This is a genomic window from Janibacter cremeus, assembly GCF_029395675.1.
In the GTDB taxonomy this organism is placed as follows: Bacteria; Actinomycetota; Actinomycetes; order Actinomycetales; family Dermatophilaceae; genus Janibacter; species Janibacter cremeus_A.
The window spans coordinates 1,583,248-1,609,599 of the sequence record NZ_CP115184.1 but is presented as its reverse complement, the minus strand read 5'-3'; the positions used below and the strand labels follow the sequence as shown (position 1 = coordinate 1,609,599).

The 26,352-nt window shown below is 71.3% G+C and carries 25 protein-coding genes and 1 other RNA gene; 23 read left to right on the top strand and 3 right to left on the bottom strand.

The genetic code is table 11. The features are described from left to right. Positions 1-25: 25 nt before the first annotated feature. Both O9K63_RS07500 and O9K63_RS07495 read left to right on the top strand, forming a co-directional pair. Entirely contained in the window at positions 26-424 is a 399-nt protein-coding gene (locus tag O9K63_RS07500) for a hypothetical protein (RefSeq protein ID WP_277242002.1), read from the top strand. Continuing rightward, entirely contained in the window at positions 424-2,130 is a 1,707-nt protein-coding gene (locus O9K63_RS07495; RefSeq protein ID WP_277242000.1) for an amidase, read from the top strand. The genes O9K63_RS07500 and O9K63_RS07495 overlap by 1 nt, the downstream gene beginning before the upstream one ends. Positions 2,131-2,340: 210 nt before the next feature. On the opposite strand, the gene O9K63_RS07490 is transcribed toward O9K63_RS07495, so the two are convergent. After that, on the bottom strand, positions 2,341-6,510 hold the full coding sequence (locus O9K63_RS07490) for an FtsK/SpoIIIE domain-containing protein (RefSeq protein ID WP_277241998.1): 4,170 nt from the start codon (positions 6,508-6,510) through the stop codon (positions 2,341-2,343). Between the two features lie 180 nt (positions 6,511-6,690). Between O9K63_RS07490 and O9K63_RS07485 the strand changes: the two genes are divergently transcribed. The 15 genes from O9K63_RS07485 (at position 6,691) to ssrA (ending at position 19,728) form a co-directional block, all read left to right on the top strand. Then, on the top strand, positions 6,691-7,920 hold the full coding sequence (locus O9K63_RS07485) for a CpaF family protein (RefSeq protein ID WP_277241996.1): 1,230 nt from the start codon (positions 6,691-6,693) through the stop codon (positions 7,918-7,920). Beyond that, entirely contained in the window at positions 7,917-8,786 is an 870-nt protein-coding gene (locus O9K63_RS07480) for a type II secretion system F family protein (protein ID WP_277241994.1), read from the top strand. The genes O9K63_RS07485 and O9K63_RS07480 overlap by 4 nt, the downstream gene beginning before the upstream one ends. Then, a complete protein-coding gene (locus tag O9K63_RS07475; RefSeq protein WP_277241992.1) occupies positions 8,783-9,736 on the top strand; it encodes a type II secretion system F family protein in 954 nt (317 codons plus the stop codon). The genes O9K63_RS07480 and O9K63_RS07475 overlap by 4 nt, the downstream gene beginning before the upstream one ends. A 36-nt stretch (positions 9,737-9,772) precedes the next feature. Then, positions 9,773-9,985: a hypothetical protein gene (locus O9K63_RS07470; RefSeq protein ID WP_277241990.1), complete on the top strand. Its 213-nt coding sequence runs from the start codon at positions 9,773-9,775 to the stop codon at positions 9,983-9,985. A gap of 38 nt (positions 9,986-10,023) precedes the next feature. Then, positions 10,024-10,377, top strand: coding sequence for a TadE family protein (locus O9K63_RS07465; protein ID WP_346771042.1), 354 nt, complete (start codon positions 10,024-10,026; stop codon positions 10,375-10,377). Next, positions 10,374-10,817, top strand: coding sequence for a pilus assembly protein (locus tag O9K63_RS07460; protein ID WP_277241989.1), 444 nt, complete (start codon positions 10,374-10,376; stop codon positions 10,815-10,817). Before O9K63_RS07465 ends, O9K63_RS07460 begins: the two co-directional genes overlap by 4 nt. After that, positions 10,814-11,323, top strand: a complete 510-nt coding sequence (locus O9K63_RS07455) for a pilus assembly protein TadG-related protein (RefSeq protein WP_277241987.1) — start codon at positions 10,814-10,816, stop codon at positions 11,321-11,323. Before O9K63_RS07460 ends, O9K63_RS07455 begins: the two co-directional genes overlap by 4 nt. Positions 11,324-11,453: 130 nt before the next feature. After that, positions 11,454-12,797: a lamin tail domain-containing protein gene (locus tag O9K63_RS07450; RefSeq protein ID WP_277241985.1), complete on the top strand. Its 1,344-nt coding sequence runs from the start codon at positions 11,454-11,456 to the stop codon at positions 12,795-12,797. 76 nt (positions 12,798-12,873) lie between these two features. Then, the gene (locus O9K63_RS07445; protein ID WP_277241983.1) at positions 12,874-14,112 is read left to right on the top strand and encodes an AI-2E family transporter; all 1,239 of its coding nucleotides are present in this window, start codon (positions 12,874-12,876) and stop codon (positions 14,110-14,112) included. 32 nt (positions 14,113-14,144) lie between these two features. Then, a complete protein-coding gene (gene prfB, locus O9K63_RS07440) occupies positions 14,145-15,266 on the top strand; it encodes a peptide chain release factor 2 (RefSeq protein WP_277241981.1) in 1,122 nt (373 codons plus the stop codon). 164 nt (positions 15,267-15,430) lie between these two features. After that, the gene (gene ftsE, locus O9K63_RS07435) at positions 15,431-16,261 is read left to right on the top strand and encodes a cell division ATP-binding protein FtsE (protein ID WP_277241979.1); all 831 of its coding nucleotides are present in this window, start codon (positions 15,431-15,433) and stop codon (positions 16,259-16,261) included. Continuing rightward, the gene (gene ftsX / locus O9K63_RS07430; RefSeq protein WP_277241977.1) at positions 16,258-17,163 is read left to right on the top strand and encodes a permease-like cell division protein FtsX; all 906 of its coding nucleotides are present in this window, start codon (positions 16,258-16,260) and stop codon (positions 17,161-17,163) included. The genes ftsE and ftsX overlap by 4 nt, the downstream gene beginning before the upstream one ends. A gap of 112 nt (positions 17,164-17,275) precedes the next feature. Further along, complete coding sequence (locus tag O9K63_RS07425; RefSeq protein WP_277241975.1) at positions 17,276-18,667, top strand: peptidoglycan DD-metalloendopeptidase family protein; 1,392 nt, start codon at positions 17,276-17,278, stop codon at positions 18,665-18,667. Positions 18,668-18,758: 91 nt separating this feature from the next. Continuing rightward, positions 18,759-19,244, top strand: a complete 486-nt coding sequence (gene smpB / locus O9K63_RS07420; protein ID WP_277241973.1) for an SsrA-binding protein SmpB — start codon at positions 18,759-18,761, stop codon at positions 19,242-19,244. 118 nt (positions 19,245-19,362) lie between these two features. After that, positions 19,363-19,728: a transfer-messenger RNA gene (gene ssrA / locus O9K63_RS07415) on the top strand. A 73-nt stretch (positions 19,729-19,801) separates the two neighbouring features. On the opposite strand, the gene O9K63_RS07410 is transcribed toward ssrA, so the two are convergent. Both O9K63_RS07410 and trxA read right to left on the bottom strand, forming a co-directional pair. Continuing rightward, on the bottom strand, positions 19,802-19,975 hold the full coding sequence (locus tag O9K63_RS07410; protein WP_277241971.1) for a CsbD family protein: 174 nt from the start codon (positions 19,973-19,975) through the stop codon (positions 19,802-19,804). A 72-nt stretch (positions 19,976-20,047) separates the two neighbouring features. Continuing rightward, positions 20,048-20,422, bottom strand: coding sequence for a thioredoxin (gene trxA, locus O9K63_RS07405; protein ID WP_277241969.1), 375 nt, complete (start codon positions 20,420-20,422; stop codon positions 20,048-20,050). Between the two features lie 62 nt (positions 20,423-20,484). Here trxA and O9K63_RS07400 point away from each other — a divergent pair, with 62 nt between their 5' ends. From O9K63_RS07400 to O9K63_RS07375, 6 genes are all read left to right on the top strand, one after another. Next, positions 20,485-20,856, top strand: coding sequence for a VanZ family protein (locus O9K63_RS07400; RefSeq protein ID WP_277241967.1), 372 nt, complete (start codon positions 20,485-20,487; stop codon positions 20,854-20,856). Positions 20,857-20,944: 88 nt separating this feature from the next. Next, positions 20,945-22,783 carry a DEAD/DEAH box helicase gene (locus tag O9K63_RS07395; RefSeq protein WP_277241965.1) on the top strand — a complete coding sequence of 613 codons (1,839 nt, stop codon included), beginning with the start codon at positions 20,945-20,947 and terminating at the stop codon, positions 22,781-22,783. A gap of 9 nt (positions 22,784-22,792) precedes the next feature. Continuing rightward, positions 22,793-23,350, top strand: a complete 558-nt coding sequence (locus tag O9K63_RS07390; protein ID WP_277241963.1) for a YqgE/AlgH family protein — start codon at positions 22,793-22,795, stop codon at positions 23,348-23,350. A 23-nt stretch (positions 23,351-23,373) separates the two neighbouring features. Beyond that, positions 23,374-23,676, top strand: coding sequence for a DUF3039 domain-containing protein (locus tag O9K63_RS07385; protein WP_277241961.1), 303 nt, complete (start codon positions 23,374-23,376; stop codon positions 23,674-23,676). A 7-nt stretch (positions 23,677-23,683) separates the two neighbouring features. Beyond that, positions 23,684-24,481, top strand: a complete 798-nt coding sequence (locus O9K63_RS07380) for a thioesterase family protein (protein WP_277241959.1) — start codon at positions 23,684-23,686, stop codon at positions 24,479-24,481. 59 nt (positions 24,482-24,540) lie between these two features. Further along, positions 24,541-26,301 (top strand): DEAD/DEAH box helicase, encoded by a 1,761-nt coding sequence (locus O9K63_RS07375; RefSeq protein WP_277241957.1) that lies wholly within the window; start codon positions 24,541-24,543, stop codon positions 26,299-26,301. The last annotated feature ends 51 nt before the right edge of the window (positions 26,302-26,352 follow it).

Below are 26,352 nucleotides of genomic sequence, written 5' to 3'. Positions count from 1 at the left end.
GTGCCGCGTCACCTACCCTGCTGGCGTGACCCTCCAGAACCTTCCCGTCGATCCCCTCGTGCCCCCTCGCGTCGCAGGCACCGTCTGCCTCGTCGAGTCGGCACTGCTCTTCGTGACCGCAGGGATGTACGCCCTCGAGCTGCTCGCGGACCAGGCCTTCGACGCCAACACGGCGTCCATGTCCCTCGTGGTCTCGTTGATCTTCGCCCTCCTGCTCCTCGCCGTCGGGATGTCCTGGCTGCGGGGCCGCGTGTGGCCGCGGACCCCGACGATCGTGTGGAACCTGCTGCTCCTGCCGGCGTCGTGGACGCTCGGCACGTCGACGGGGCTGTGGTTCGGCCTGGGACTGGCCCTCCTCGCGGTCGTCGGCATCGCCGCCGCCCTGCTGTCGCCGGCGCACGACTTCGACGACCGGGCCCTGTGATGGGTGGTTTCGACGTCGTCGAGGCCGACATCGCCTCCCTGCGCGCGGCACTGGCCTCGGGCGAGACGACGAGCGAGGAGCTGGTCACGGCCTACCTCGCGCGCATCGCCGCCTACGACACCGACGGCATCCGGCTCAACGCGGTCGTCGTGCCCAACCCGCAGGCGCTCGAGGAGGCCCGCGCCGCCGACCGCCGCCGTGCCGACGGCCAGCCGCTCGGGCCCCTCGACGGGATCCCCTACACCGCCAAGGACTCCTACCTCGCCAGGGGGCTGACCTGCGCGAGCGGCTCCCCGGCCTTCGCCGACCTCGTGGCCCAGCATGATGCCTTCACCATCGCGCGGCTGCGCGCGGGTGGGGCGGTGCTCATCGGCCTGACGAACATGCCGCCCATGGCCAACGGCGGGATGCAGCGGGGCCTCTACGGCCGGGCCGAGAGCCCGTACAACGCCGAGTACCTCACCGCCGCCTTCGCCTCCGGGTCCTCCAACGGGTCCGGGACCGCGACCGCGGCCAGCTTCGCGGCCTTCGGCCTCGGCGAGGAGACGTGGTCCTCCGGACGGGCGCCGGCGAGCAACAACGCCCTGTGCGCGTACACGCCCTCGCGCGGGGTCATCTCGGTGCGCGGCAACTGGCCACTCGTTCCGTCGATGGATGTCGTCGTCCCGCAGACCCGCACGATGGCCGACCTGCTCGAGGTGCTCGACGTGGTCGTCGTCGACGACCCGGACACCACGGGAGACCTGTGGCGTACCCAGCCGTGGATCGAGGTGCCCGCGTCCTCGAGCGTGCGACCGGACTCCTACCCGGCCCTGCGCACCGGCGACGGTGCCCCCCTTCGCGGACTGCGTCTGGGGGTGCCGCGGATGTACCTCGGCACCGACGAGGACGCCGGGACCGGCACCGGCTTCGGCGGGCCGACGGGGGAGCGGATCGTGCCCCGGCCCAGCGTCCTGGCGCTCTTCGAGGCGGCCCGCGCCGACCTCGAGGCGGTCGGTGCGCAGGTCGTGGAGACCGACTTCCCCGTGGTGTCGAACTACGAGGGTGACCGCGCCGGTGCCCCGACGGTCGCCACCCGCGGGCTGCTGCCGCAGGGCTACCTCGAGGAGGAGATCTGGGAGCAGGCGATGTGGGGGTGGGAGACTTTCCTGCGCGCCAACGGCGACCCGCACCTGCACCGGCTCGTCGATGTCGACGGGCCGGCGATCTTCCCCCAGCCGGAGGGGGCCCTCCCCGACCGCTACGGCGAGCCCGACGTCGACCTCGCGGACTACGTCACCCGTGCCCGTGAGGTGGGGGTCGTCGAGGACGTCACCTCGCTCCCGCTGCTCGAAGGGGGCCTGCGCGGCCTCGAGGAGACCCGCCGCGTGGACCTCGAGGAGTGGATGGACGCCCTCGGTCTGGACGCGGTGATCTTCCCCGCGGTCGCCGACGTCGGGCCCGCCGACGCGGACGTGGACGAGGCCTCGGCGGACCTGGCCTGGCGCAACGGGGTCTGGGTGGCCAACGGCAACCTCGTCCCGCGGCACCTGGGCATCCCGACGGTCACGGTCCCCATGGGCACGATGGCCGACATCGGCATGCCGGTCGGGCTGACCTTCGCCGGGCGCGGCTGGGACGACAACGCATTGCTGACGATGGCGGCCGCCTTCGAGGCGACGGGGGAGCGGCGCATCACGCCGCCGCGCACGCCTCCGCTCCCGTGAGCATCGTGTGTCCGCGGGCCAAGTACGAGGTCTGCCCTTGGCGTGAAGTTCGCACGGCTCGGTCTCGGCCTCCATCCAGTCACACGGTGCGAACTTCGGCCTGAGCCGGGCCGACCTCGCCCTTGTCCCTTCGGCTCGGGCTGCGGGGCCTGAGTCGAGCCGACCTCGCCCTTGTCCCTCCCCTCTGCTGACCGTGCGCCCGATCCGGCACTACGTGCGCGCGACCTGGACCTCCTCGGCGCGTCCCTGGGTGATGAGGTACCCGCGGCCGGGGATCCGGGGGAGTGGCGGCACGCGCAGGCCGAGAGCGTCCCCGTCGCTGCGGCTCGTCGGCTGCAGGAGCACGCCGGCGCGAGAGCGCGCGACCTCTGCCACGAGGCCACGGACCCGGGTCGCGGCCGTCTGCGTGGTGGTCGACACCACGACGAGGCCGCGGTCACCGTCGACCCGACGCAGGATCTCCCTGACCACCTCGGCGACGGGCTCGTCCTCGACACGGTCGGCGTCGTCGATCACGACCGCGAGGTCCGGGTGCGTGCGCCGCAGGGCGATGAGACGGTCCCGCTCCTCAGGACCGCAGACCATGGCCTCGACCAGGGCCGGGTGGTCGGCCAGCGCGCCCCGGCCGATGAGCACCACCGGATGCCCAGCGGTCAACGCCTGCCGGGCGATCGTGATGAGGGCTGTCGTGCGGCCACTGCCCGGCGGACCGCAGACGAGCATCCGGCGAGCGCCGGGGACGCGCCAGGCCACCGGTTCGCGTCCGCAGCCGCCGATGCCGACCGGGATCCGCTCCACGCTGCCTGCCGGGAGATGAGCGACCGCCACCGCCTCGGGCAGCGGTTCGACGCGCCACGGGCGTGCGTGCTCGGGCCCGGAGACCGAGTGACCGGTGGCGTCAGGACCGGGTCGTGCGATCTGCAGGAGGTGTCCACCCGGTTGTACCCGCGCTCGCCCCGGGATCCCGGGCCCGGAGGACTCCGACGGCTTCAGTCCGGCGAGCGAGGCATCCCCCCGGTCGGGGAGGTGCAGCACGAGCCGGGTGGTGACGAGCGAGGAGATCCGCCCGGAGAGCAGCTCCCGGCCTCCCGCGGCGACGCAACGGATGCCGGCTGCCACGCCGTCGCGCAGCAGCGTCTCCAGCAGCTCCGCGGTCTCCCCGAGGTCCGTCCCGCCGATGGGCTGCGTGGCGCGTCCCCATCCGTCGACGGCCAGCAGCAGGTGGGGCGGGGGCATCTCCCCCGACGGGTCGGCGGCGTGCGCCTGCCACCAGGCGTCGAGGGTCGAGTGGCCGCTGGCGCGCAGCCGGGCCCGGCGCTCGGCGAGGTCGTCCTCGAGGTGGCTGAGGAAGCGGCGGGTCGTCGGCCGGTCGTCCCCGTCGACCACGCTGCCCACGTGCGGCAGCCGGACGAGATCGCTGAGGAGGGAGGAGCCGTCACCGATGATCTGCACCTGCAGCCGGTCGGGGGTCCAGCGACCGGCGGCAGCCGTGACGATCGCGGCGATGGTCGTCGTGCGTCCGGTCCCCGGACCTCCGACCACCATCCAGTGGCCCCCGGACGGGGACCACAGGAGCGGCTCCTGCTGCTGACGCTCCGGATGGTCGACGAGGGCGAAGGGGGCGCCGGTGTCCTCTGCTGGGACCGGGAGCCCGTCAGCGCTGATGGTCTCGGGCAGCGGCGGCAACCACGGTCGGTGCGGCTGCGTGATACCGAGGTCCGCTGCAGCCGTGGCCAGCGTGGCGGTCAGCCGCTGCAGGTCCGTGGGTCCGAGGTCCCTCGGCCGGCTCGCGGTCGGCCAGGGCTCTCCGGGGGTGCGCACGACCACTCCGTCGGAGCCCGACGCGGCGTGGCCGGCGACCCGTCCGGTCTGGAAGGCACGGGCGGGCGACCCCCCGGTCCGTGCCAGGGCCCGTCCGGGGGCGGACTCCGGGATGTCGACCGCGTCCGGGACCCCGAGGACGTCGTCGCTGTCGACACGGTCCCGCACGCGCAGGGCGATACGCAGGTTGACGTTGGCCTTGATGTCCGCGGAGACGATGCCACCCGGGCGCTGGGTGGCCAGCACGAGGTGCACACCGAGGGAGCGACCGACGGCCGCGATCCTCATGAGGTGGGCGAGTGCCTCGGGCTGCTCCTCGGCCAGCATCCGGAACTCGTCGATGACGATCATCAGGCGTGGCAGCGGGTCACCACGGTGGTCGTCGATGTCCGTGGCGCCCGATGCTGCCAGGATGCGCTCACGTCGGGTCAGCTCGGCATCGAGGCTGGTGAGGGCCCGCTCGGCCTGCGCGGGCTCGAGGTCGGTGAGCAGCCCGACGGTGTGCGGCAGGCGGGCACACTCGGCGAAGGCAGCGCCACCCTTGTAGTCGACGAGCACGAAGGTGATCTCCTGCGGTGACAGACGGGCCGCCAGCGACGCCACCCAGCTCTCCAGGAACTCCGACTTGCCCGACCCGGTGGTGCCCGCCACGAGTGCGTGGGGCCCGTCATGGCGCAGGTCGAGGCGGAACGGGCCGTCCGCGCCCTGGCCGACGACCACGTCGAGGTCGCCACGGCGGGCTGTCGCGCCCGACCATGCCGTCCCGATCGCGGGCGGGTCGTCAGGATCGAGGCCGAGCAGGTCGACGAGGCGCGTCGCCTCCGGGAGCCCCACGCCGGCGGCATCGGGGGTCGAGTCCCGCAGGGGGGCCAGCGCTGCGGCCACGCGCTCCGCCCAGGCGGGTCCGACCGCGTCGACGACACCGCGAGCGGCCTGCGTGCCGGCGACCTGCAGGGTGAGCCGGTCGCCGTCCAGACGGGCAATTGCTCCGCACTCGTGCGGGAGTCCCTCGACGGTGTCGGCGAGGGCGACCACGAGGATCCGGTGGGCTCCCCCCTGCGCGAGGACCGTGCGCAGGTTGGGGTCGCTCCGCCACCGGTCGACGTCGTCGACGACGAGGACGAGTGTGGTCGGCTCGTCGTCGTCCGCTGTCACGGCGGAGCGTCTCCGGCGCCGCTCACGGGCCGCGTCGGCGTGCCCGGCGAAGAGGGCGAGCGCCCTGTCCTCCGTGGTCGTGGCCCGGCTCGTCCCGGGGTCGTCGTGGTGCTCCCGCAGATGAACCAGGGTGCGGAAGGGGGACCACCACCCTTCCTCCGTGGCCACCACCGAGACCGCGACGTCGTGGTGGGAGTGCAGCACGGTCAGCTGCGCGAGGAGATGGCGGGCGAGCCGATCGCGGCCGTCGCGCCCACCGGCGATCCCGAGAACACCGACGTCATCCAGGTCGACCACGAGCGGGACGTCCTCGAGCACGGGGTGGGCCCGGTCGCCGTGTCCGCGGTCGACCTCGACGCGGGCGGGGAGCGGGGCCAGCCCCAGCCGCAGGTCGAGGAACTCCGGGTGCCCGGCGCGACGCTCCCAGAGCCGGGAGGAGTCACCGCGGGCCGCGTCGAGCAGTGCGGTCGCATCCGGGGCCGCGCGGAGGCGCTCGCGACGTTCGAGCGCAAGGGCGCTCGTGAGGTGCTCGCCGACCCGAGCGGTCTCCCTCGTCCACTCGGCGTGGGCCTCTCGGTGGTCGCGCCGTGCGGACGAGCGGTCGGAGAGCGTCGACCCGATGGCCAGGACCGGTGTGAGCAACCCGAAGAGGAGCATCCGGGGGCCGAAGAAGAAGGCGAGGAGGGCGGCGAAGGGGAGCGGCAGGAGGACCATCACCCACGGGATGCGGCGGCGTGCCGGGGCGCTCGGCGCCTGCGGGATCGTGATCCGCGGGGGGACGTGCGCGGAGGGCAGGCGCGGCGTCGGGTTCACCGAGATCGTCCCGGCGCCACCAGGCCGCCGACGGGAGGGGCGTGACCGGTGGGCCTCGATGGCCAACGTGGTGCTTCCGGCGCGGATCCGACTGCCGGTCCGCGCCCGGATGCCCGAGGTCGGCACGGCCTCGTCGTCGACGAGGGTGCCGTTGGTCGCGTCCAGCTCCTGCACCAGGAGGCCGTCCCGGTCCACCGAGACGACCAGGTGCTCGCGGGAGAGGGTGTCGTCCGCGATCCGGAGGGAGGCCATCTCCCCGCGGCCGATCACGTGCCGTCCGGGTGCGAGGTCGAGCGTGCGCCCGGCATCGGGCCCCGTGATCGACGTGAGACGAAGGGGGGAGGGCGTCATTGGCCTCGCGCCGCCGTGGTCGCCCTCGTGGCCGAGGACGAGGACGCTCCCGTCGAGCAGCGGGGGAAGCCCGATCGGTGCGTCGGCCGGCACCTTCCTGCCGTCGACGTGCACGGCAGTATCCGCGTGCGACCCGAGCGCCTCGAGCAGGTGGAGGGCCGTGTCGTGGGGCTCGGCGCGGACCTCCACGGGTCGCTCGGTGCCACGTCGGGCATCGATGACGGTCATCCGCAGGAGCATGGGGGAACGGTAGGCACACGACGTCCGCGCGGGTGCGCCGTCGTCCACAGGGGAGTGGCGAACGGCGCGTCCACGAGCTGGCCTGTGGATTCTCGAGATGCGAATTTCCGGGAAATCGCTACCGTCTCGGAGCGAAGGGGACAGCTTCGCAGGACAACCAACCACCCACGGGGGCGAGAAATGGACGCGGTCGAGACGGTCGAGACCGAGGTGCGGGAGCTGATCCGTCGCACCGGTCTGGACCCGGTGCGCGAGTCGGGCGAGGTCGCCGACCTCGTGCGGGCGGCCGTCAGCGACTACGACGACCGCAGCATCCAGGGCGGCCTCCCGGTGCTGGGCAACCGGGAGGCCGCGGTCAAGGCCGTCCTCGACACGGTGGCCGGTTTCGGACCGTTGCAGCAGTACTTCGACGACCCGCTCGTGGAGGAGATCTGGATCAACTCGCCGAGTCAGGTCTTCGTCGCGCGCAACGGCGTCGCCGAGCTGACGACCACGGTGCTCACCGCTGACGAGGTGCGCGACCTCGTCGAGAAGATGCTGAAGTCGTCGGGACGCCGCATCGACCTGTCCTCGCCCTTCGTCGACGCGACCCTGCCGGACGGTAGCCGACTGCACGTCGTCATCCCGGACATCACCCGGGAGCACTGGGCGATCAACATCCGCAAGTTCGTCGTCAAGGCCGACCACCTCGACGACCTGGTGCGACTGGGCACGTTGACGCGCGAGGCATCGACCTTCCTCCAGGCCGCGGTGACGGCCGGGCTGAACATCCTGGTCGCCGGCGGGACGCAGGCGGGCAAGACCACCCTGCTCAACTGCCTGTCCGCGGCGCTGCCGCCGCGCGAGCGGGTGATCACCTGCGAGGAGGTGTTCGAGCTGAAGATCCCCCGGAGGGACGTCGTCGCCATGCAGTGTCGGCAGCCCAGCCTCGAGGGTGCCGGCGAGATCCCCTTGCGGCGTCTGGTCAAGGAGGCCCTGCGGATGCGTCCCTCCCGCATCATCGTCGGCGAGGTGCGTCAGGCCGAGAGCCTCGACCTGCTCATCGCTCTCAACTCCGGGCTCCCCGGGATGTGCACGGTCCACGCCAACTCGGCCAGGGAGGCGGTGACGAAGATGTGCACCCTGCCGCTGCTGGCCGGTGAGAACGTCGGGTCCCGGTTCGTCGTCCCGACCGTGGCGGGGTCGATCGACCTCGTCGTCCACGCCGCGCTCGAGGGTGATGGCACGCGGCGTGTCCGCGAGATCGTGGCCCTGCCGGGCCGGATCGAGAACGACATCGTGGAGACGACCGACATCTTCACCACGCGTGACGGAGCCCTGGTGCGCGCCGGTGGGTACCCGCCGCACCGCGAGCGCTTCGAGCGCGCCGGGTACGACCTGACCGCTCTCCTCGGGTCCGGCCGTCCGTGACGGGCGTGGTCGTGGGTGCCCTGCTCGGCACGGGACTCTTCCTCGTCTGGTGGTCCATGTGGCCACGCGATGAGAAGGTGGTGCGCACCCCCACGGAGAACCGGGTGCTGCGTCGTCTGCGCGACGAGCTGGCCCAGGCCGGGTACTGGGGCGTGGGGCCGGTGGGGCTGCTCGTCGCCTGTGTCATCGCCTTCGTGCTGGTCCTCGCCATGGGCACGGCGATGATTCGTGTCCCGAGCATCGCCCTGTGCTTCGCGGCCATGGCCGGATGGGCACCGGTGGCGGTGGTGCGGATGCGGGCCCGGTCACGCCGCTCGCAGCTGCGGGAGCTGTGGCCGGACGTCGTCGACAATGTCACGTCCGCGGTGCGTGCCGGGTTGGCGCTCCCGGAGGCCCTGGCCCAGCTCGCGGTCCGGGGGCCGGAGGAGCTGCGTCCGGCCTTCGCGGAGTTCGCTGGGGACTATCGCACGACGGGCCGTTTCAACGACAGCCTCGACCGTCTCAAGGAGCGGCTCGCCGACCCCGTGGGGGACCGACTCGTGGAGTCCCTGCGCATCGCCCGCGAGGTCGGCGGCTCGGACCTCGGGTCGCTGCTGCGGACCCTCTCGGCGTTCCTGCGCGAGGACGCCCGCACCCGCAGCGAGCTGGAGACGCGCCAGTCCTGGACGGTCAGTGCCGCGCGCCTGGCCGTCGCCGCCCCGTGGATCGTCCTCGCCTTCCTCTCGACCCGCCCGGAGTCCGTGCAGGCCTACAACACGGGTGCCGGAGCGGTCGTGCTCGCCTTCGGTGCTGCTGCCTCGGTGGTGGCCTACCAGGTCATGGTCCGCATCGGGCGCCTTCCCGAGGAAGGCCGGGTGCTGCGATGACCGATCTCATCCACTCCCTCGGCCCGGGACGCAGTGGGGCCGCCCTCGGGCTCGTCCTCGTGCTGGGCGTGCTGCTCGTCCACCAGGGCCTGCCGCGGCACCGACGGCCCACGCTCGATGACCGGTTGGCGCCCTACCTGCGCGACACGCCCCGCCCCTCCCGCCTCCTCCAGACCGAGCAGGTGCCGCTCGCCGCGGTCATCCCGACCGTCCTGCGTCCACTGGTCACCGACCTCGCCGGCCGTGTCGAGTCCGTGCTCGGCGGGACGCACTCGGTGCGCCGTCGACTGCAACGGGCAGGACGCGTCCCCGACACCGACCACTTCCGGGCCGAGCAGGTCGTCTACGGCTTCGCCGGTGCTGGCCTGGGCGGTGCGCTCGGCGTCCTCGCCGTCACCGGCAAGGGGCGCTCGCCCGTACTGCTCCTTCTGCTCGTCGCGCTGGGCTTCGGCTGCGGCGTAGTGATCCGCGACACACTGCTCAGCCGGGAGGCGAACCGGCGTGAGGAACGGATGCTCGCCGAGTTCCCCACCGTCGCCGAGCTGCTCGCTCTCGCCGTGGGCGCGGGGGAGGGCACGACGGGAGCCCTCGAGCGGGTCGTCCGCCTCTCCGAGGGCGAGCTGTCCGACGAGCTCGGCCGCTGCCTCGCGGATGCCCGGGCCGGTGCCAGTCTCCAGAAGGCGCTGCAGGGCCTCGCCGACCGCACCGGCCTCATCTCGCTGTCCCGCTTCGTCGACGGCATCGTCGTGGCCGTGGAGCGGGGCACGCCCCTTGCCGACGTCCTGCGGGCGCAGGCCCAGGACGTGCGTGAGGAAGGACGCCGCCAAATCATGGAGGTCGGCGGGAAGAAGGAGATCACGATGATGATCCCCGTCGTCTTCGGTGTGCTTCCCGTGACCGTCGTCTTCGCGCTCTTCCCGGGCCTCTCGTTCTTCCAGTTCCAGATGTGAACCGACAAGCAAGACCACGCCACGAAGGAGAACCACATGTCCGACCAGCTCATCAAGGCCCACATCCGGCTGCGCGACGTCGCGCGTCGGGCGGTCGCGCGCCTCGACGACGAGACCGGCGACGTGCCGGGCTGGGTGCTGATCACCCTCATGACCGCGGCTCTCGTCACCGGTCTGTGGGCCGTCGCCGGGGAGCGCCTGACGTCGATGTTCGAGCAGGCTCTCGACGACGTCGCCAACGGCCCGTGAGTGCTGCCCGCGAAGTCCATGGGGAGAGGGGGGCAGCGGTGGTCGACTTCGTCATGACCTCGGCCCTGCTGATGTTCGTCTTCCTCGCTGTCCTCCAGCTCGGACTGGCACTGCACGTCCGCAACACCCTGATCAGCTGCGCCGCCGAAGGGGCTCGCTACGGGGCGCGGGAGGGTGCGACGCCCGAGCAGGGTGCAGGCCGTGCCCGGGAGCTGATCTCCCGATCGTTGTCGAGCCGGTTCGCAGGCGGGGTCTCCGCCAGCGTGCAGACCATCGGGGCGGACGTGCGGGTCGTCGTCGTCGACGTCAGTGCCCCGCTGCCCGTCGTGGGCCCCCTCGGTCCCGGCGGCGGTCTCGAGGTGCGTGGCCGGGCCTTCGAGGAGCAGCAGTGAGTACCTGGCGCACACGGTTGGCCGACGACGGGGGGAGCGCTGTCATCGAGTTCTCCTGGTTGGCGATCCTGCTCATGGTCCCGCTGGTGTACCTGGTCCTCTGCCTCGCCCGGCTGCAGGCCGGTTCCTACGCCGTGACCCAGGCTGCTCGGGAGTCCGCTCGGGCCTTCGTCACGGCCGAGGACGACGAGTCCGCCCGGGCCCGTTCCCACACGGCCGCCGACATCGCCTTCGCGGACCAGGGATTCGGCGGTCAGGGACAGCTGGGCCTGTCGTGCACGGCCAGCCCGTGCCTCTCCCCGGGTGCGTCGGTGACCACACGGGCCGCGGTGGCCGTGCCGCTGCCGCTGGCGCCGGCGTTCCTCGCGGACGTGGTGCCGTTGGAGATCCCCGTCTCCGCCACGCAGGTGGCGCCGGTCCCGGAGTACGAGGCGCGATGACCCCCCTTCGCGATCTCGCACGACGCCTGACAAGGCTCGTCCCGCTCGTGCGGACCCGGCTCCGTGACGAGGACGGCCAGCTGACCGTCCTCGTCCTCGGGCTGACGGTCATCGCCATGACGGTGATCATCGGCGGACTGGCGGTCACCTCGGTGCATGTCTCGCGGATGCGGCTGCTCGATGCGGCCGACGCCGCCGCGCTCGCGGCGACCGATGAGGGAGCCGAACAGATCTACGAGAGCGGGCTGGGCCGGTCCCTGCCGTTGACCGACGAGGGCGTGCGCGGCGTGGCGGTCGAGCACCTCGCCGGGCGGGAGCGCCCCCACGGTCTCGAGAGCTGGTCCGTGGCGGGTGGCACCGGGACGCCGGACGGGCACACAGCCCTCGTCCGCCTCACGGCCGAAGCCGACCTGCCCCTCGTCGGTGGCCTGCTGCAATCGCTGGGTAGCTCGGTTTCCGTGACCGTCGAGTCCCGCGCGCGAGCCGACCTGGCCACAGCACCCTGATCGCTCCGCCGCGGGCCAGAAAGGGGCCGGAGAGGCCGCCCGGGTGGGCTATAGTCCTGCCTTGGGGCCACTGGGGTTGCAGCGGTCGGGGAGCGCCGGGCTGGACCGGCCCGAGCAAGGTGGGGAACTCATGCATGCACGTGCACGCGCCCAGATGGCGCACGCGCTCATCCTGGGGCTGGCGGTCCTGATGGCACTCGTCCTGGCGCCGGCTCCGGCGCAGGCACACGGCAAGGCACCCGTCGCACGCGACGACGCGCTGACCGTCCAGGCGGGGACGAAGGCGGTGGAGCGACCGCTGGCCAACGACACCCTGGTCCACGCGGGTCGGGCACGGGTGCGCATCGTCAAGGCGCCCGCCAAGCTGCGCGCCGAGGTCGTCGACGTCACGAAGATCCGCTTCCGGCCGCGCGACAAGGTCCGGGGCGACTACCGCGTCGTGTACAAGGTCATCGATCGGCACGGTCGGTCCGACCGTGCCGGGGTCAACGTCCGGGTCCGGCCGCACGCAGAGTCCCTCATCGTGCGCACCCGGCGCCTCCCGGTCGCCACAGAGACCCGGTACGGGTACGCACGCTCGAAGTTCCGGCACTGGGTAGACACCAACGGCGACTGCCAGGACACCCGCTCGGAGGTGCTGCGTCAGGAGTCAGAGCGGGCGGTCACTGGTGGCTGCACCGTCCTGGACGGCACGTGGCGCTCGAGATACGACGGACGCACCTGGTACCGGGCCTCCGACGTCGACGTCGACCACCACGTGGCGCTGGCCGAGGCCTGGGACTCCGGCGCCAAGAAGTGGAACGCCGGGACCCGCGAGCGTTTCGCCAACGACCTGCGTGACCGCCGGACGCTCAACGCGATGACCGACAACCTCAACCAGTCGAAGAGCGACCGGGACCCGGGCGAGTGGATGCCACCGAACCAGCGGTGCAGGTACGTCACCGACTGGGTCGCGGTCAAGGTGCGTTGGGGGCTGGTGGTCGACCGCGCCGAGAAGAGCACCCTGAACTCGTACGCGACGTCGTGCAGCCACCGGATCGTGCGGGTCAGCAAGGCCCGCATCGTCACCGGCGGCACCAGTGACGGTGGCACCACCGGTGGCGGCGACACGTCGGTATCCGGTGGTCTCCGGTTCGTCTCGATCGTCTACGACCCCGACGGCGATGAGCGGTACGCGCCGAACACCGAGCGTGTCGTGATCAAGAACGTCACCGCAGCGACGGTCAACCTCGCCGACATCGTCCTGCGCGACGAGGTCGGTCGCGCGTTCACGATGCCGAGCTACTCCCTCGGTGCGGGGCGATCGGTGTCGGTGCATTCCGGGTCCGGGACGAACGGCGGCGGCCACCTGTACGCGCGGTGGAACACCGCGGTCTGGAACAACAGCGGCGACGTCGCGACCCTCCTGGCCGGCGACGGGACCCGGATCGACAGATGTGCCTACGCCGGTGGTGGGACGACCGCGTCCTGCTGAGGCCCACATCCGTCACTCCGACCTGACACGATGACTCCGCAGAGAGACCGTGAGTCGGGACCTGGAGGAGGCACACGTGGACGAGCCGTCCGAGCGCACGCCCTGTGCCGAGGTGGACCCGGAGCCCGAGGTCAGGGAAGAGCCGCAGCCGGAGGTCGTGCACACCACAGAGGGGAGCGTCTCCGCCCCGACGACGGCGAGGGCCGAGACGATCCCGCTCAGCGAGCTGGACGACCCGGACCGCTACCACGAGCACCCGGACACGCGACCGACCACCGTCATCTCCCTGCCGCCGACGCTGACCCTCCTGGTCGGTGGGGCGGCGGGGATCGTCGCCATCTTCGGCCTGAAGGAGGTCGCCGGGATCGTCGCCCCGACGTTCCTCGCGGTCACCCTGATCATCGCCGTGTACCCGGTCTACAAGGCCCTGCGACGGGTCCTGCCCACCGCGGTCTCCGGGCTGCTGCTCATCGCCATCCTCTACGGGATCATCGCCGCACTCGGTGCCTCGATCGGCGTGGCGGCCAGCCGCTTCGCCACCGAGCTGGCCAAACCCGACTACACGAGCACCTTCACCGCCGTCATCACCGACCTGCGCCTGCTGCTGGCGGAGCGGGGGGTCGAGGCCGACGAGATCGACCGGGCGATCACCAACTTCGACATGCGCAACCTCACCGGCATCGCCACATCCCTGGCCAACACCGTCACCGGCCTGACGACGACGATGCTCTTCCTGCTCACGGTGATGATCTTCCTCGTCATGGACTCCGGAGGGTTCGGCATCCGCCTCGAGGCCATCCACCGGCAGAAGCCCGATGTCGCCGACGCGCTCGTGGACTTCGGCTACCGCGTGCGCCGCTACTGGATCGTCTCGACGATCTTCGGCCTGATCGTCGCGGTCATCGACTACGCGGCCCTCGTGTGGCTCGGTGTCCCCCTGGCGATGACCTTCGCCCTGCTGTCCTTCGTCACGAACTACATCCCCAACGTCGGCTTCGTCCTCGGCCTCATCCCGCCGGCCTTCATCGGGCTGCTCTCGGGCGGGGTGTCGACGATGCTCTGGGTCATCGTCATCTACAGCGTCGTCAACTTCGTCATCCAGGGCATCCTGCAGCCGAAGTTCACCGGCGACGCCGTCGGCATCAACGCGACCACGGCCTTCCTGTCGCTGGTGTTCTGGGCCTACGTCTTCGGCGCGCTCGGTGCGCTGCTGGCCATCCCCTTCACCCTCCTGGTCAAGACGCTGCTCATCGACCGGGACCCGAAGACCCGCTGGATCAACCCCTTCATCTCCAGCAGCCCCCGGGGCGGCTGAGCGCAGGTCGACCTGCCGTAGGGTGGTTGATCGTGGCAGTCGACTTCACATCCGAGATCCAGAACCTGCGCACCACCATGTCGTCGGTGCGCGAGGTGACCGACCTCGAGGCCCTCGAGGCCCGGATCGCCGACCTCGAGCAGCAGGCGGCGGCGCCCGACCTGTGGGACGACCCGGACACGGCGCAGGGCGTCACGTCCGAGCTCTCCCGGGCCAACCACGAGCGGGAGCGCATCGTGACCATGGACGCCCGCATCGACGACCTCGAGGCGCTCGTCGAGATGGGTCTGGAGGAAGGTGGCGAGGAGGGCTCCGAGGTCCTCGTCGAGGCCGAGGCCGAGCTGGCCAAGGTCGCCAAGGCGGTCAGCCAGCTCGAGGTGCGCACCCTGCTGTCGGGGGAGTACGACGAGCGCGCGGCCGTCGTGACGATCCGCGCCGGCGCCGGAGGCGTCGACGCCGCGGACTTCGCCGAGATGCTCATGCGCATGTACCTGCGGTGGGCCGAGCGCCACGGCTACCCGACCAAGGTCATGGACACCTCGTACGCGGAGGAGGCGGGCCTGAAGTCGGCCACCTTCGAGGTCAACATCCCCTATGCCTACGGCAACCTCTCCGTCGAAGGGGGGACCCACCGCCTGGTGCGGATCTCACCCTTCGACAACCAGGGCCGTCGTCAGACCTCCTTCGCGGCGGTCGAGGTCATCCCGCTCATCGAGGGCACCGACTCCATCGAGATCCCCGACAACGACCTGAAGATCGATGTCTTCCGCTCCTCCGGTCCCGGTGGGCAGTCGGTCAACACCACGGACTCGGCCGTGCGGATGACGCACATCCCCACCGGGATCGTCGTGTCGATGCAGAACGAGAAGTCGCAGATCCAGAACCGCGCGGCCGCGCTGCGCGTCATGCAGTCCCGGCTGCTGCTGGCCAAGCGGGCCGAGGAGGCGGCCGAGCGCAAGGAGCTCGCCGGCGACGTCAAGGCCAGCTGGGGCGACCAGATGCGCTCGTACGTGCTCAACCCGTACCAGATGGTCAAGGACCTGCGCACCGAGCACGAGACCGGTAACCCCTCGGCCGTCTTCGACGGCGAGATCGACCAGTTCATCGAGGCCGGCATCCGCTGGCGCATCGAGCAGGCGAAGTCCGACGACTGACCGGATCTCGGCGCCACGGCACCCCGCTCCCGTCGCGACCGGGGTGCCGCTCTCGTCGTAACGCGCCGAGAGCACGCGGGTGCCACGAGCCGACCGGGGGCGCGGCTTATCCTGCAGGCGGCCGTTTGCCCCCTTCGTCCCCTCCCAAAGGCCACGAGCAGTCGATGATCCGATTCGAGAACGTCACCAAGAGGTATCCCAGCCAGAGCCACCCGGCGCTGGAGGGGATCGACCTCAACATCGAGCGCGGCGAGTTCGTCTTCCTCGTCGGTGCGTCCGGCTCCGGCAAGTCGACACTCGTGCGGCTGGCGATCCGCGAGGAGGTCGTCACCAGCGGGCGTCTGCTCGTGGGTGGGCACGACCTGCGCAAGATGCCCCAGCGCAAGGTGCCGCAGCTGCGCCGGCAGGTGGGCACGGTCTTCCAGGACTTCCGCCTCCTGCCGAACAAGACGGTCAGGCAGAACGTCGCGTACGCGCTGCAGGTGATCGGTCGACCGCAGCGTGCCATCCGTGCCCTCGTGCCCGAGACCCTCGAGATGGTCGGCCTGGCCGACATGGGTGACCGGATGCCGCACGAGCTCTCCGGTGGTGAGCAGCAGCGCGTCGCCATCGCCCGCGCCTTCGTCAACAAGCCGCCGGTGCTGCTCGCCGACGAGCCGACCGGCAACCTCGACCCGGCGACCAGCATGGAGATCGTCAAGCTCCTGCGCCGCATCCACGACTCGGGGACCACGATCGTCATGGCAACCCACGACAACGTCATCGTCGACCAGATGCGCCAGCGGGTCGTCGAGCTCGAGGACGGTCACATCGTCCGGGACGAGACGGGTGGCAGCTACGTGCCCAAGGTCGTCGACACCCGGGACCGCGAGGAGCGCGAGGCGGAGCGGGCGGAGGAGGGTCCCGACCGGCCGGCGCCGCCCGAGGACCCGCCCCTGGGCGAGGTGCACGCCCTCGACGACTGGGACGACGACGCGGAGGACCTGCTGCGATGAAGCCCTCGGTACTCGCCGACGCCTGGGAGGGCCTGCGGCGCAACAAGTCGATCGCCGTCTCGGTGATCCTCGTGACGATGATCTCGATGTACCTCCTCGGCATCGGTCTGCTCGCCCAGAAGCAGGTCGACCAGATGAAGGGCTACTGGTACGACCGCGTCCAGGTCTCCATCTACCTGTGCACCGGGACCTCCGCCCAGCCGAACTGCTCCTCCGGCGCGGTGACGGAGGACCAGAAGGAGTCCATCGCCTCCCAGCTGGAGGAGATGAAGCCCCTGGTCAAGGACGTGTACTACGAGGACGAGGAGGAGGCGTACGAGCGGTTCAAGGAGGACTACAAGAACTCCCCGCTCGCCAGCCACATCCGCGTCGGGGACATCCCGGCGAGCTATCGGGTCCAGCTGAGCGAGCCGGAGGAGTACGCGACGGTGGCGTCGGCCTTCAAGGGCGCCCCGGGCGTGGCCAGCGTGCCGAACCTGCGTGAGGTCTTCGCCCCGCTGTTCCGGGCGATCAACATCATCACCGCAGTGATGGTGGGGCTGGCCGGTCTGACCCTGGTCTCCGCGGTGCTGCTCATGGCCACGACCATCCGGCAGGCCGCCTTCACCCGTCGTCGCGAGATCGCGATCATGAAGCTCGTCGGAGCGTCCAACGGGACGATCCGCACCCCCTTCATCCTCGAGACGGTCCTCTCCGGTCTCGTCGGGGTGGTGATGTCCATCGGACTGCTGTGGGTGTCCGCGTGGGCACTCTTCGACCGGTACCTGCTGCGGGAGACCGCGGGCACGGCCTTCATCTCCGCCGACGACGTCTGGGTCATCGCTCCGTTCCTCGTCGTCGGGGTCGTCCTCCTGGCCATCGGGACCTCGACGGTCACCCTCTGGCGCTATCTGCGCGTCTGATCCGCCGCGCCGATCCATGGCAAAGACTGTGCTCCTGAGATGGATGTGACTAATGTGGCCCCCGATGCGACCTGACCACCGTCCCCCCGCAGCTCGACGCGCTCGAGTACTCGTGAGCGTGACGCTGTCGGCGTGCCTCTTCACGGGCGCTGTCACCCATGCCTCCGCCGAGCCGGAGCCGAAGCAGCAGAAGGAGCGGGTCGAGGAGCGGCTGTCCGAGGCCGAGGGCGACCTGCACGAGACCTCGGGCGACCTGGTCGAGGCGCACAAGGCACTGGAGAGGACCCGGGGCAAGCTGCCCGCGGCCAAGTCGAAGGCCGAAGAGGCCGCAGCGGCCGAGGCGGAGGCCCGAAGTGCCTACGACGACGCAGTGGCCGCCCACGAGGTGGCCCAGGCGAACGAGCGCAAGGCCGAGAACGAGCTGCGCACCACGAGCACCAAGATCTCCCGGGCCCGCAGCGCGGTCGGGAGCTTCGCCGGGAAGGTCTACCAGCGCGACGGCATCGGCACGATGTCGGTGGCCGTCGGCAGCGAGGACCCGAGCGACTTCATCGACAAGATGATCATGGCCGAGTCGGTCGGTGAGACGCAGGGCGCTGCCCTGCAGGACCTGAGCACATCCCGGGCCAACCTCGTCTCCACGGGTGACCGGCTCCAGGCGCTGCGGGAGCAGACGAAGCAGGCCAAGGAGACCAAGGAGAGCGCGCTCGCCTCGGCGACGGAGGCCAGCTCCGCAGCGGACGCCGCCCAGGCCGACCTGGAGTCCCTCGAGAAGGACCAGTCGAGTCAGGCGGCCGCCCTCGAGCGGGAGAAGGCGAAGGACGCCGAACGCGTCGAGAGCCTGCAGGCCGAGTCGGACAAGCTGACCAAGATCCTCGAGGAGCGCGCCCGCCAGGCACGCATCCGCGAGGCGGAGATCCGCAAGGCCCGCGCGGCCCAGGAGCGTCGCGAGGCCAAGGCGCGTGAGCGTGCCCGCCGGGAGCAGGAGCGTCGCGAGCAGCAGGCCCGCGAGCGCGAACGCGAGCGCGCCTCGAGGAAGAGCTCCAGCTCCCCGGCGCCGGCGCCGGCGCCTCCACCGCCGCCCCCGAAGCCGCCGAAGCCCCCGGCCGACACCGGTGTGCTCAGGGCGCCGAGCGGCGGGTACGTCAGCTCCGAGTTCGGGCTGCGCTTCCACCCGATCCACCAGACCTCCCGCCTGCACTCCGGTCGTGACTACGCCGCGAACTGCGGGACCCCGGTCTACGCCGCGACCTCCGGGACCGTCATCAGCGCGGGCGTCGCCGGCGGGTACGGCAACCAGCTGGTCATCGACCACGGCGTCAAGCGCGGGGTCTCCCTGGCCACGACCTACAACCACCTGCAGAGGTTCACCGTCACCGGCGGCCACGTCGAGCGGGGCCAGGTCATCGCGTACGTGGGCACGACGGGCACCTCGACCGGCTGCCACCTGCACTTCGAGACCCGGGAGAACGGCACCCCGACCGACCCGCGCCGCTGGCTCTAGCAGCTCGCCCCACGGCACAACCGATGGCGTCGTCGCGCGGCCCAGCGGGTACCGTGACCCCGGACAGGTCGAGCAGCGAAGGGGGAGTCCCGTGGCCAAGAAGAAGAAGGAGCCGGGTGAGCTCGTCGTCGCCCGCAACCGCAAGGCCCGCCACGACTACCTCATCGAGGACACCTACGAGGCCGGTCTCGCGCTCAGGGGCACCGAGGTCAAGGCGCTGCGCATGGGTCGGGCCAGCCTCATCGACGGGTTCGCGATCTTCTACGGCGACGAGCTGTGGCTCGAGGGGGTGCACATCCCCGAGTACGTCCAGGGGACGTGGACGAACCACGCGCCCCGCCGGCGCCGCAAGCTGCTGCTGCACCGGTCCGAGCTGGACAAGCTGGCCCTGAAGGTCCAGGGCAGCCGGCGCACCATCGTGCCGCTGTCCCTGTACTTCAAGAACGGACGCGTCAAGGTCGAGATCGCGCTGGCCACGGGCAAGCGCGATTACGACAAGCGGCACGCGCTGCGAGAGCAGCAGGACCGGAGAGAGGCCGACCGGGCGATGTCCGAGCAGTTCAAGGGTCGCCACTGAGCCCGTCGGGGCTCCTTCGTCGCGCATCGGTGGCCGGTGCGGGAATGAGTTTGGCCGTCGCCGACGTTGTCGGCAATACTGAATCGCACAACTCAACAGCGTGACGTGTCCATCCCATGGGGGTGATCGGTTTCGACACTGGTCAGTCCTTCAGGGGAAGCGGGTCGAGGATGCACGGTTATCTCGTTAACGCCCCGTGCAAACCAATAGGTGCCGATTCCAAGCGCACCGACTTCGCCCTCGCTGCCTGAGCGAGCCCGAAGTCCGTTGGCCTAGGCTCGATCTCGGCCTAGATCCCAGCGTCAGCTAGAGATCTTGCTGCAGTGTTTCGTCGCGGGACACTGTGGGACTTCAACGCGACTGGGCCCGTCGGGGAACGTGTGCGCGCGAGCCCCGGGGCCGAGAAAATCCATAGCGCACTGCACCCGGAGAAGCCCTGTTCGTCTACCAGTGGACGCGGGTTCGATTCCCGCCACCTCCACCATCCTGGTCACGTCACGCAGCACGACGAAGGGCGGGACCGTCACGGTCCCGCCCTTCTGCTGTCTCTGGTGGGTCTACTTCTTGAAGGCGTCCTTGGCCTTCTCGCCGGCGGACTTCAGGTTGCCCTTGGTCTCCTGGTTCTTGCCCTCGGCGCGCATCTTCTCATCGCCCGTGGCCTCGCCGGCTGCGGCCTTCGCCTTGCCGACGTTCTCGTCCTTGGCGTTCTCCATCTTGTCGTCCATGCCCATGCGAGTGACCTCCTGTGGTGAATGGTCCTTCCACGCAACCACATCGACGGGGGGATGGCTACCCCCTTCGCCTCACTCCGTGGCGTGCTCGCGCTCGGCCACCTGGGCCTTGACCTCGTCCATGTCCACGTCCTGCACGGCATCGAGCAGCTGCTCGAACTGCGCCTTGGGCAGGGCGCCGGCGCTCTGGTGGAGCAGGATCCCGTCGCGGAAGGCCATCAGGGTGGGCACCGAGGAGACATTCGCCAACGAAGCCAGCTCGGGGTTGTCGTCGATGTCGACCTTCGCGAAGGTGATGTCCGAGCGCTCCTCGGCCGCGGACTCGAAGACGGGCGCGAACTGACGGCACGGGCCACACCAGGTGGCCCAGAAGTCCACGATCACGGTGCCCTCGCCCGAGACGGTGGAGCGGAAGAGGTCGAGATCGAGATCGGTGATCTTGGTCATGGGTTCCATGGTAGGCCGCACGCCCGCGGCGTCGTCAAAGGACCGTGTGTTGTGCTGTTCCGGTGAACGAACACCGGTCCGCACGGCTGCTGGTGCCCGCTGGTGTGGGTCTGCTCCTGGCGCTGCAGATCGTCGTGCTCTACGTGCCGTCCGCACCCGGGCCGCCGGCGCCGATCCCGCACGCGGACAAGCTCGTCCACGCCCTCGTCTTCGCCGCCCCCGTCCTCGTCGCGGGTCTCGCACGACGGTGGTGGTGGGTGCTCGTCGCCGTGGCCTGCCTCCTCCACGCTCCGGTGAGCGAAGCCGTCCAGCAGGTGTACCTGCCGGGCAGGTCCGGTGATCCCTGGGACCTCGTCGCTGACCTGGGTGGCGTGGCGGGGGCGTCAATCGGGGTATCATTGTGGTTTCGGCGACCACGTCGTCGCCGTCCCTAGGAGCTCGCACGCCGCTTTCGACTGTGGATGTCGCCCGCGAAGAGTTGCGGGTTCACCCATCCATTTCGACAGAACTGTGAGCTGCCCCGTGCCGCCCAAGAAGAAGCAACGCTGGACGACCGCCCAGAAGAACGCCGCCGCCAAGAAGAAGGCGGCCTCGCAGCGCGCACCCAAGCGTCCGCACCGCGGCCAGGGACCGGCTGGTGACGCACCCCGGACCAAGGACCGGTGGCGCGAGCGCGACGGCGCCCCCGGTGGCCGGCCCCCACGCGTGCGCAGCGACGGCGCGGAGGACCGCGGTCAGCGGGGCCCCGACCGACGACGCGAGGACAGCCGTGGCGGCTACGACCGCCGTCCCCGTCGTGAGGACGAGCGCGCCGGTGACCGGCGTCGCGAGGACAGCCGTGGTGGGTACGACCGCCGTCCCCGTCGCGACGACGACCGTCGCCGCCCCACGCAGCGCTTCGAGCGTGAGCAGGCCCGCCGTCCCGTGGAGCCCGTCGAGGACCCGGAGGCGCTGCGCATGGAGGCCGACACCTGGACCAAGTCCTCCCGCACCTCCCTCACCGGCCCCGTGGACGTGGCCGAGGACAACGGCTTCGCCGCGCTCGGGCTGCCGTCCGTGCTCGTCGAGCGTATGGCGCGCGACGGGATCACCACCCCCTTCGCCATCCAGGAGGCGGCCATCCCGGACGCCCTGGCCGGCAAGGACGTGCTCGGCCGCGGGCAGACCGGCTCCGGCAAGACGCTGGCCTTCGGCCTGCCCCTGCTCGCCCGCCTCGCGGGTGGCCGCGCGCGCAGCCGCAGGCCCCGCGCCCTGGTCCTCGTCCCGACCCGGGAGCTGGCCATGCAGGTCAGCGACTCGCTCGAGCCGCTCGTGCACGTCATGGGCCTGCGGCACAAGCTCGTCGCGGGCGGACTGTCCTACACCGGCCAGACCGCGGCACTCGACCGTGGCGTCGACGTGCTCGTGGCGACCCCGGGACGCCTCGTGGACCTGCTGGACCGCGGCGCGCTGACGCTCGACCAGATCGAGGTGGCCGTCCTCGACGAGGCGGACCACATGGCCGACATGGGCTTCCTGCCGTCGGTCACCCGCATCCTCGACGAGTGCGCCCCCGGCGGCCAGCGGCTGCTCTTCTCGGCGACGCTCGACCGTGGTGTGGGCGACCTCGTCGACGCGTACATGGTCGACCCGGTCACGCACAACACCAACGACGTCGCCGCGAGCGTCGACACGATGGAGCACCACCTGCTCCTCATCGACCCGCAGCACAAGAAGACGATCACCGCTCGGGTCGCCTCCCGTCCCGGTCGCACCGTGATCTTCGCCCGGACGAAGCTCGGCTGCGAGCGCATCGCCGGCCAGCTGCGTGAGGAGGGCGTCCCCGCGGCCGCCCTGCACGGTGGCCTCGCCCAGAACGTGCGCAACAAGGTCATCGGTGCCTTCCGCACCGGTGCGATCCCGGTGCTCGTGGCCACCGACGTGGCTGCCCGGGGGATCCACGTCGACAACGTCTCGCTCGTGATGCAGGTCGACCCGCCGGGCGACCACAAGGACTACCTCCACCGCGCCGGACGCACCGCCCGGGCGGGGGAGAAGGGGAGTGTCGTCACCCTCGTCCTGCCCCACCAGCGGCGTGAGGTCACCCGGATGGCCTCGGCCGCCGGCCTCGAGGCCCGGCCGACGAAGGTCGGACCCGAGGACCAGGTCCTCGCCGACATCGGCGCCACCGAGCCGAGTGGTGAGCCGATCCCCGAGGCGGACTTCCGCAAGCTCGTCGACCCGCGACCGGCACGTCGCCACTCCGGCACCCGGGGGCCGCGCGGCGCCCGGAGCCACCGGGGGGACGACCGTCGTCGCGACGGTGACCGACACCAGCGCCGTGGTGGCGGTCAGGGCCGTCGGGGCGCGCAAGGGGCCTAAGGTTTCCCCATGGAGACCTCGCTGGCCGGCAAGCTGCTGGTCGCCACGCCCGAGCTGGGGGACGACCTCTTCTCCCGCAGCGTCGTCTTCATGCTCCAGCACGACGAGGAGACCGCCGAGGGCGTGGTGCTCAACAAGCCCCTCGACGCTCCCGTCGACGACGTCCTGCCGGGCTGGCAGGAGGGTGCCAGCGAGCCGCGTCGCGTCTTCCAAGGGGGGCCGGTCCAGCTGGACTCCGCGATCGGGCTGGCCGGCCTGCCCGGCGACGTGGAGCCCCCGCCGGGCCTCAAGCGCCTCTTCGGCGCGGTGGCGCTGGTCGACCTCGACACCCCCCAGGAGATCGTCTGGCCGCAGGTGAGTGCCCTGCGCATCTTCGCCGGCTATTCCGGGTGGAGCGCCGACCAGCTCGCCGATGAGCAGGCACGGGGCGGCTGGTACGTCGTCGACGCCGAGGTCGGGGACGTCTTCGACGCGGACCCGGCCACCCTGTGGCGACGGGTGCTCCGGCGCCAGCCCGGGCCGGTCGGATGGGTCTCGACCTACCCGGTCGACCCTGCGCTGAACTGAGCGTGCCCGCATAGGATGGGGGCATGAGCACGCCCGTCGACCCCCACCAGCCCGGCACGCCGTCCCCGGGGCCCGCCGGCCCCTCCACCGCAGTCCTCGAGCGCACCGAGGCGGAGCCCCAGGTCGCCGAGCCGGGTGACCACGAGCGCTTCAGCCACTACGTGCGCAAGGAGAAGATCCTCGAGAGCGCCATGTCCGGCGAGCCGGTCAAGGCCCTCTGCGGGAAGATGTGGGTGCCCGGCCGCGACCCGGAGAAGTTTCCGGTGTGCCCCATCTGCAAGGAGATCTACGACGGCCTCCGCGACCCGCAGGACGGCGAGGACTGAGCCCTTCGTGGAGTCCTTCTACCGCCGGCTCGACGAGGGCCGGTACGAGTCCCTCCCGACGACGGCAGGTCCGTGGAGCCCGCACGCGCAGCACGCCGGCCCGCCGTCCGCGCTCGTCGCGCGCACGATGGAGGCGCACGAGCCACGCGAGCTGATGCGGCTGGCCGACCTGCGCCTGGACATCCTCGGCCCGATCCCGGTGGCACCCCTGGACGTCGAGGTGCGCACCGTCCGGCAGGGCCGCTCCATGGAGCTGCTCGACGCGACCCTGAGTGCCTCGGGGACGCCCGTCGTCCTGGCCCGCGGCTGGCGGATCGTGCGGACACCGGACGACTTCCCCCGCCTGCGCGGTCACCGACCCGACGAGATCGACCCGGTGCCGGACCAGGAGGGCCACGTCCTGGGGCTGCTGATGCCGGGAGCCCACGAGGACGGTTACCTCGGCTGCGTCGAGTGGCGCGCGCTCGAGGGCGGTCCCGGCACCGGTGGCACCGCGGTGGCCTGGGGGCGCCAGCGGGTGCCTCTCGTTGCGGGGGAGGAGCCGTCACCGTGGCAGCGGGCGCTCGTCCTCGCCGACTCCGGGGGCGGCATCACCATGACCGTCGACCCCCGCAGGCACACCTACGTCAACTGCAACCTGCACGTGGTGCTCGACCGTGATCCCGAGGGCGAGTGGATCCGGATGAGCTCCCAGGCGCTCGCCAGCCCCGGCCACGGCGGCACGGTGCACACCGCGCTCGCCGACGTCCACGGTGACCTCGGCACCGGGTTGCAGACGATGCTCGCCCAGGACGTGCGCTCCTGAGCCGATCTCCGTGAGGCGTTTCGCGTCCGGTCACCGGGCCGATCTACAGTGACCCTGCGATGAGTCAGTCTGCCGCTTCCAACCTGTCACCCGCCTTCCCGAGGCGGGCGGCGTGGGGTACCGCCGGCAAGCTGCGGGCTTGGCAGGCGCAGGCCCTGCGGGAGTATCTCGACTCCGGTCGCGCCGACTACCTGGCGGTCGCCACGCCGGGGGCCGGCAAGACGACCTTCGCCCTGCGGGTGGCCGCCGAGCTGCTGTCGGCGGGGGAGGTCACCAACATCACCGTCGTCGCGCCGACGGAGCACCTGAAGACGCAGTGGGCCGACGCCGCGGGTCGGGTGGGGATCCACCTGGACCCCCGGTTCTCCAACACGACCGCGGTCACCTCCAGCGACTACGACGGCGTGGCCGTCACCTACGCGCAGGTGGCCTCCCGGCCCTCGGTCCACGAGCAGCGCACCCGCGAGCAGCGCACACTGGTCATCCTCGACGAGATCCACCACGGCGGCGACAACAAGTCCTGGGGCGACGGGATCCGCCAGGCCTTCGAGCCGGCGGTGCGCCGCCTCTCCCTGACCGGGACCCCCTTCCGGTCCGACACCAACCCGATCCCCTTCGTCGGCTACGAGTACGGCGACGACGGCATCCTGCGCTCCAGCAGCGACTACACCTACGGCTACGCCGAGGCCCTGCGCGACGGCGTCGTGCGTCCGGTGCTCTTCATGGCCTACGGCGGGGCGATGCGGTGGCGCACCCGCGCCGGTGACGAGGTCGCCGCACGACTCGGCGAGCCGATGACCAAGGACGTCATCGCCCAGGCCTGGCGGACCGCGCTGGACCCGAAGGGGGAGTGGATCCCCTCGGTCCTCGCGGCCGCCGACAAACGCCTGACGGAGGTGCGCCGGGGCGTGCCCGACGCGGGGGCGATGGTCATCGCGTCGAACCAGACCCAGGCCCGCGCCTATGCGCGCATCCTCCACGGGATCACCGGGGAGAAGCCGACGGTCGTCCTGTCCGACGACTCGGGCGCCTCGCAGCGGATCGAGGACTTCGCGTCCGACACCTCCCGCTGGCTCGTCGCCGTGCGCATGGTCAGCGAAGGGGTCGACGTGCCCCGTCTGTGCGTCGGCGTCTATGCCACCTCCACCTCGACGCCGCTGTTCTTCGCCCAGGCCGTGGGCCGATTCGTGCGCGCCCGCAGCCGCGGTGAGACCGCCTGCGTCTTCCTGCCGAGCGTGCCGATCATCCTCGCCCACGCAGGGGCCCTCGAGGAGCAGCGCGACCATGCCCTCGACCGGCCCGAGTCGTCCGATGACGAGGCACCCATGTGGTCGGAGGAGGAGGGGATGCTCGCGGCGGCCAACCGCAGCGAGTCCGCGAGCGACGAGCTGCAGGGCGCCTTCGAGGCGCTGGAGTCCGACGCCCACTTCGACCACGTGCTCTACGACGCGCAGCAGTTCGGTCTGCACGCCGAGGTCGGTTCCGAGGACGAGCAGGACTACCTCGGCCTGCCCGGACTGCTCGAGCCGGACCAGGTGCACGCCCTGCTCAGTGAGCGCCAGACCAAGCAGTCCAGGCGCACCGGCGCCACGAGGGCGAAGGACGACGCCCCCGTCGCCGCCCACCGTGCCCTGGCCTCGCAGCGCAAGGAGCTGAACAAGCTCGTCTCGGCGTACGCGCAGAAGACCGGCTCGCCGCACGCCAACGTCCACATGGACCTGCGACGCGCCTGCGGTGGCCCCGAGCTCGCCCAGGCGAGCAGCGAGCAGGTCACCGAGCGGATCGATCGGATCCGCCGCTGGTTCGTCGGTCGTCGCTGACCCCGGTCGCGCCGCCCTCCCACACCGGGGGAGGTTCCTTGGGCATCATGG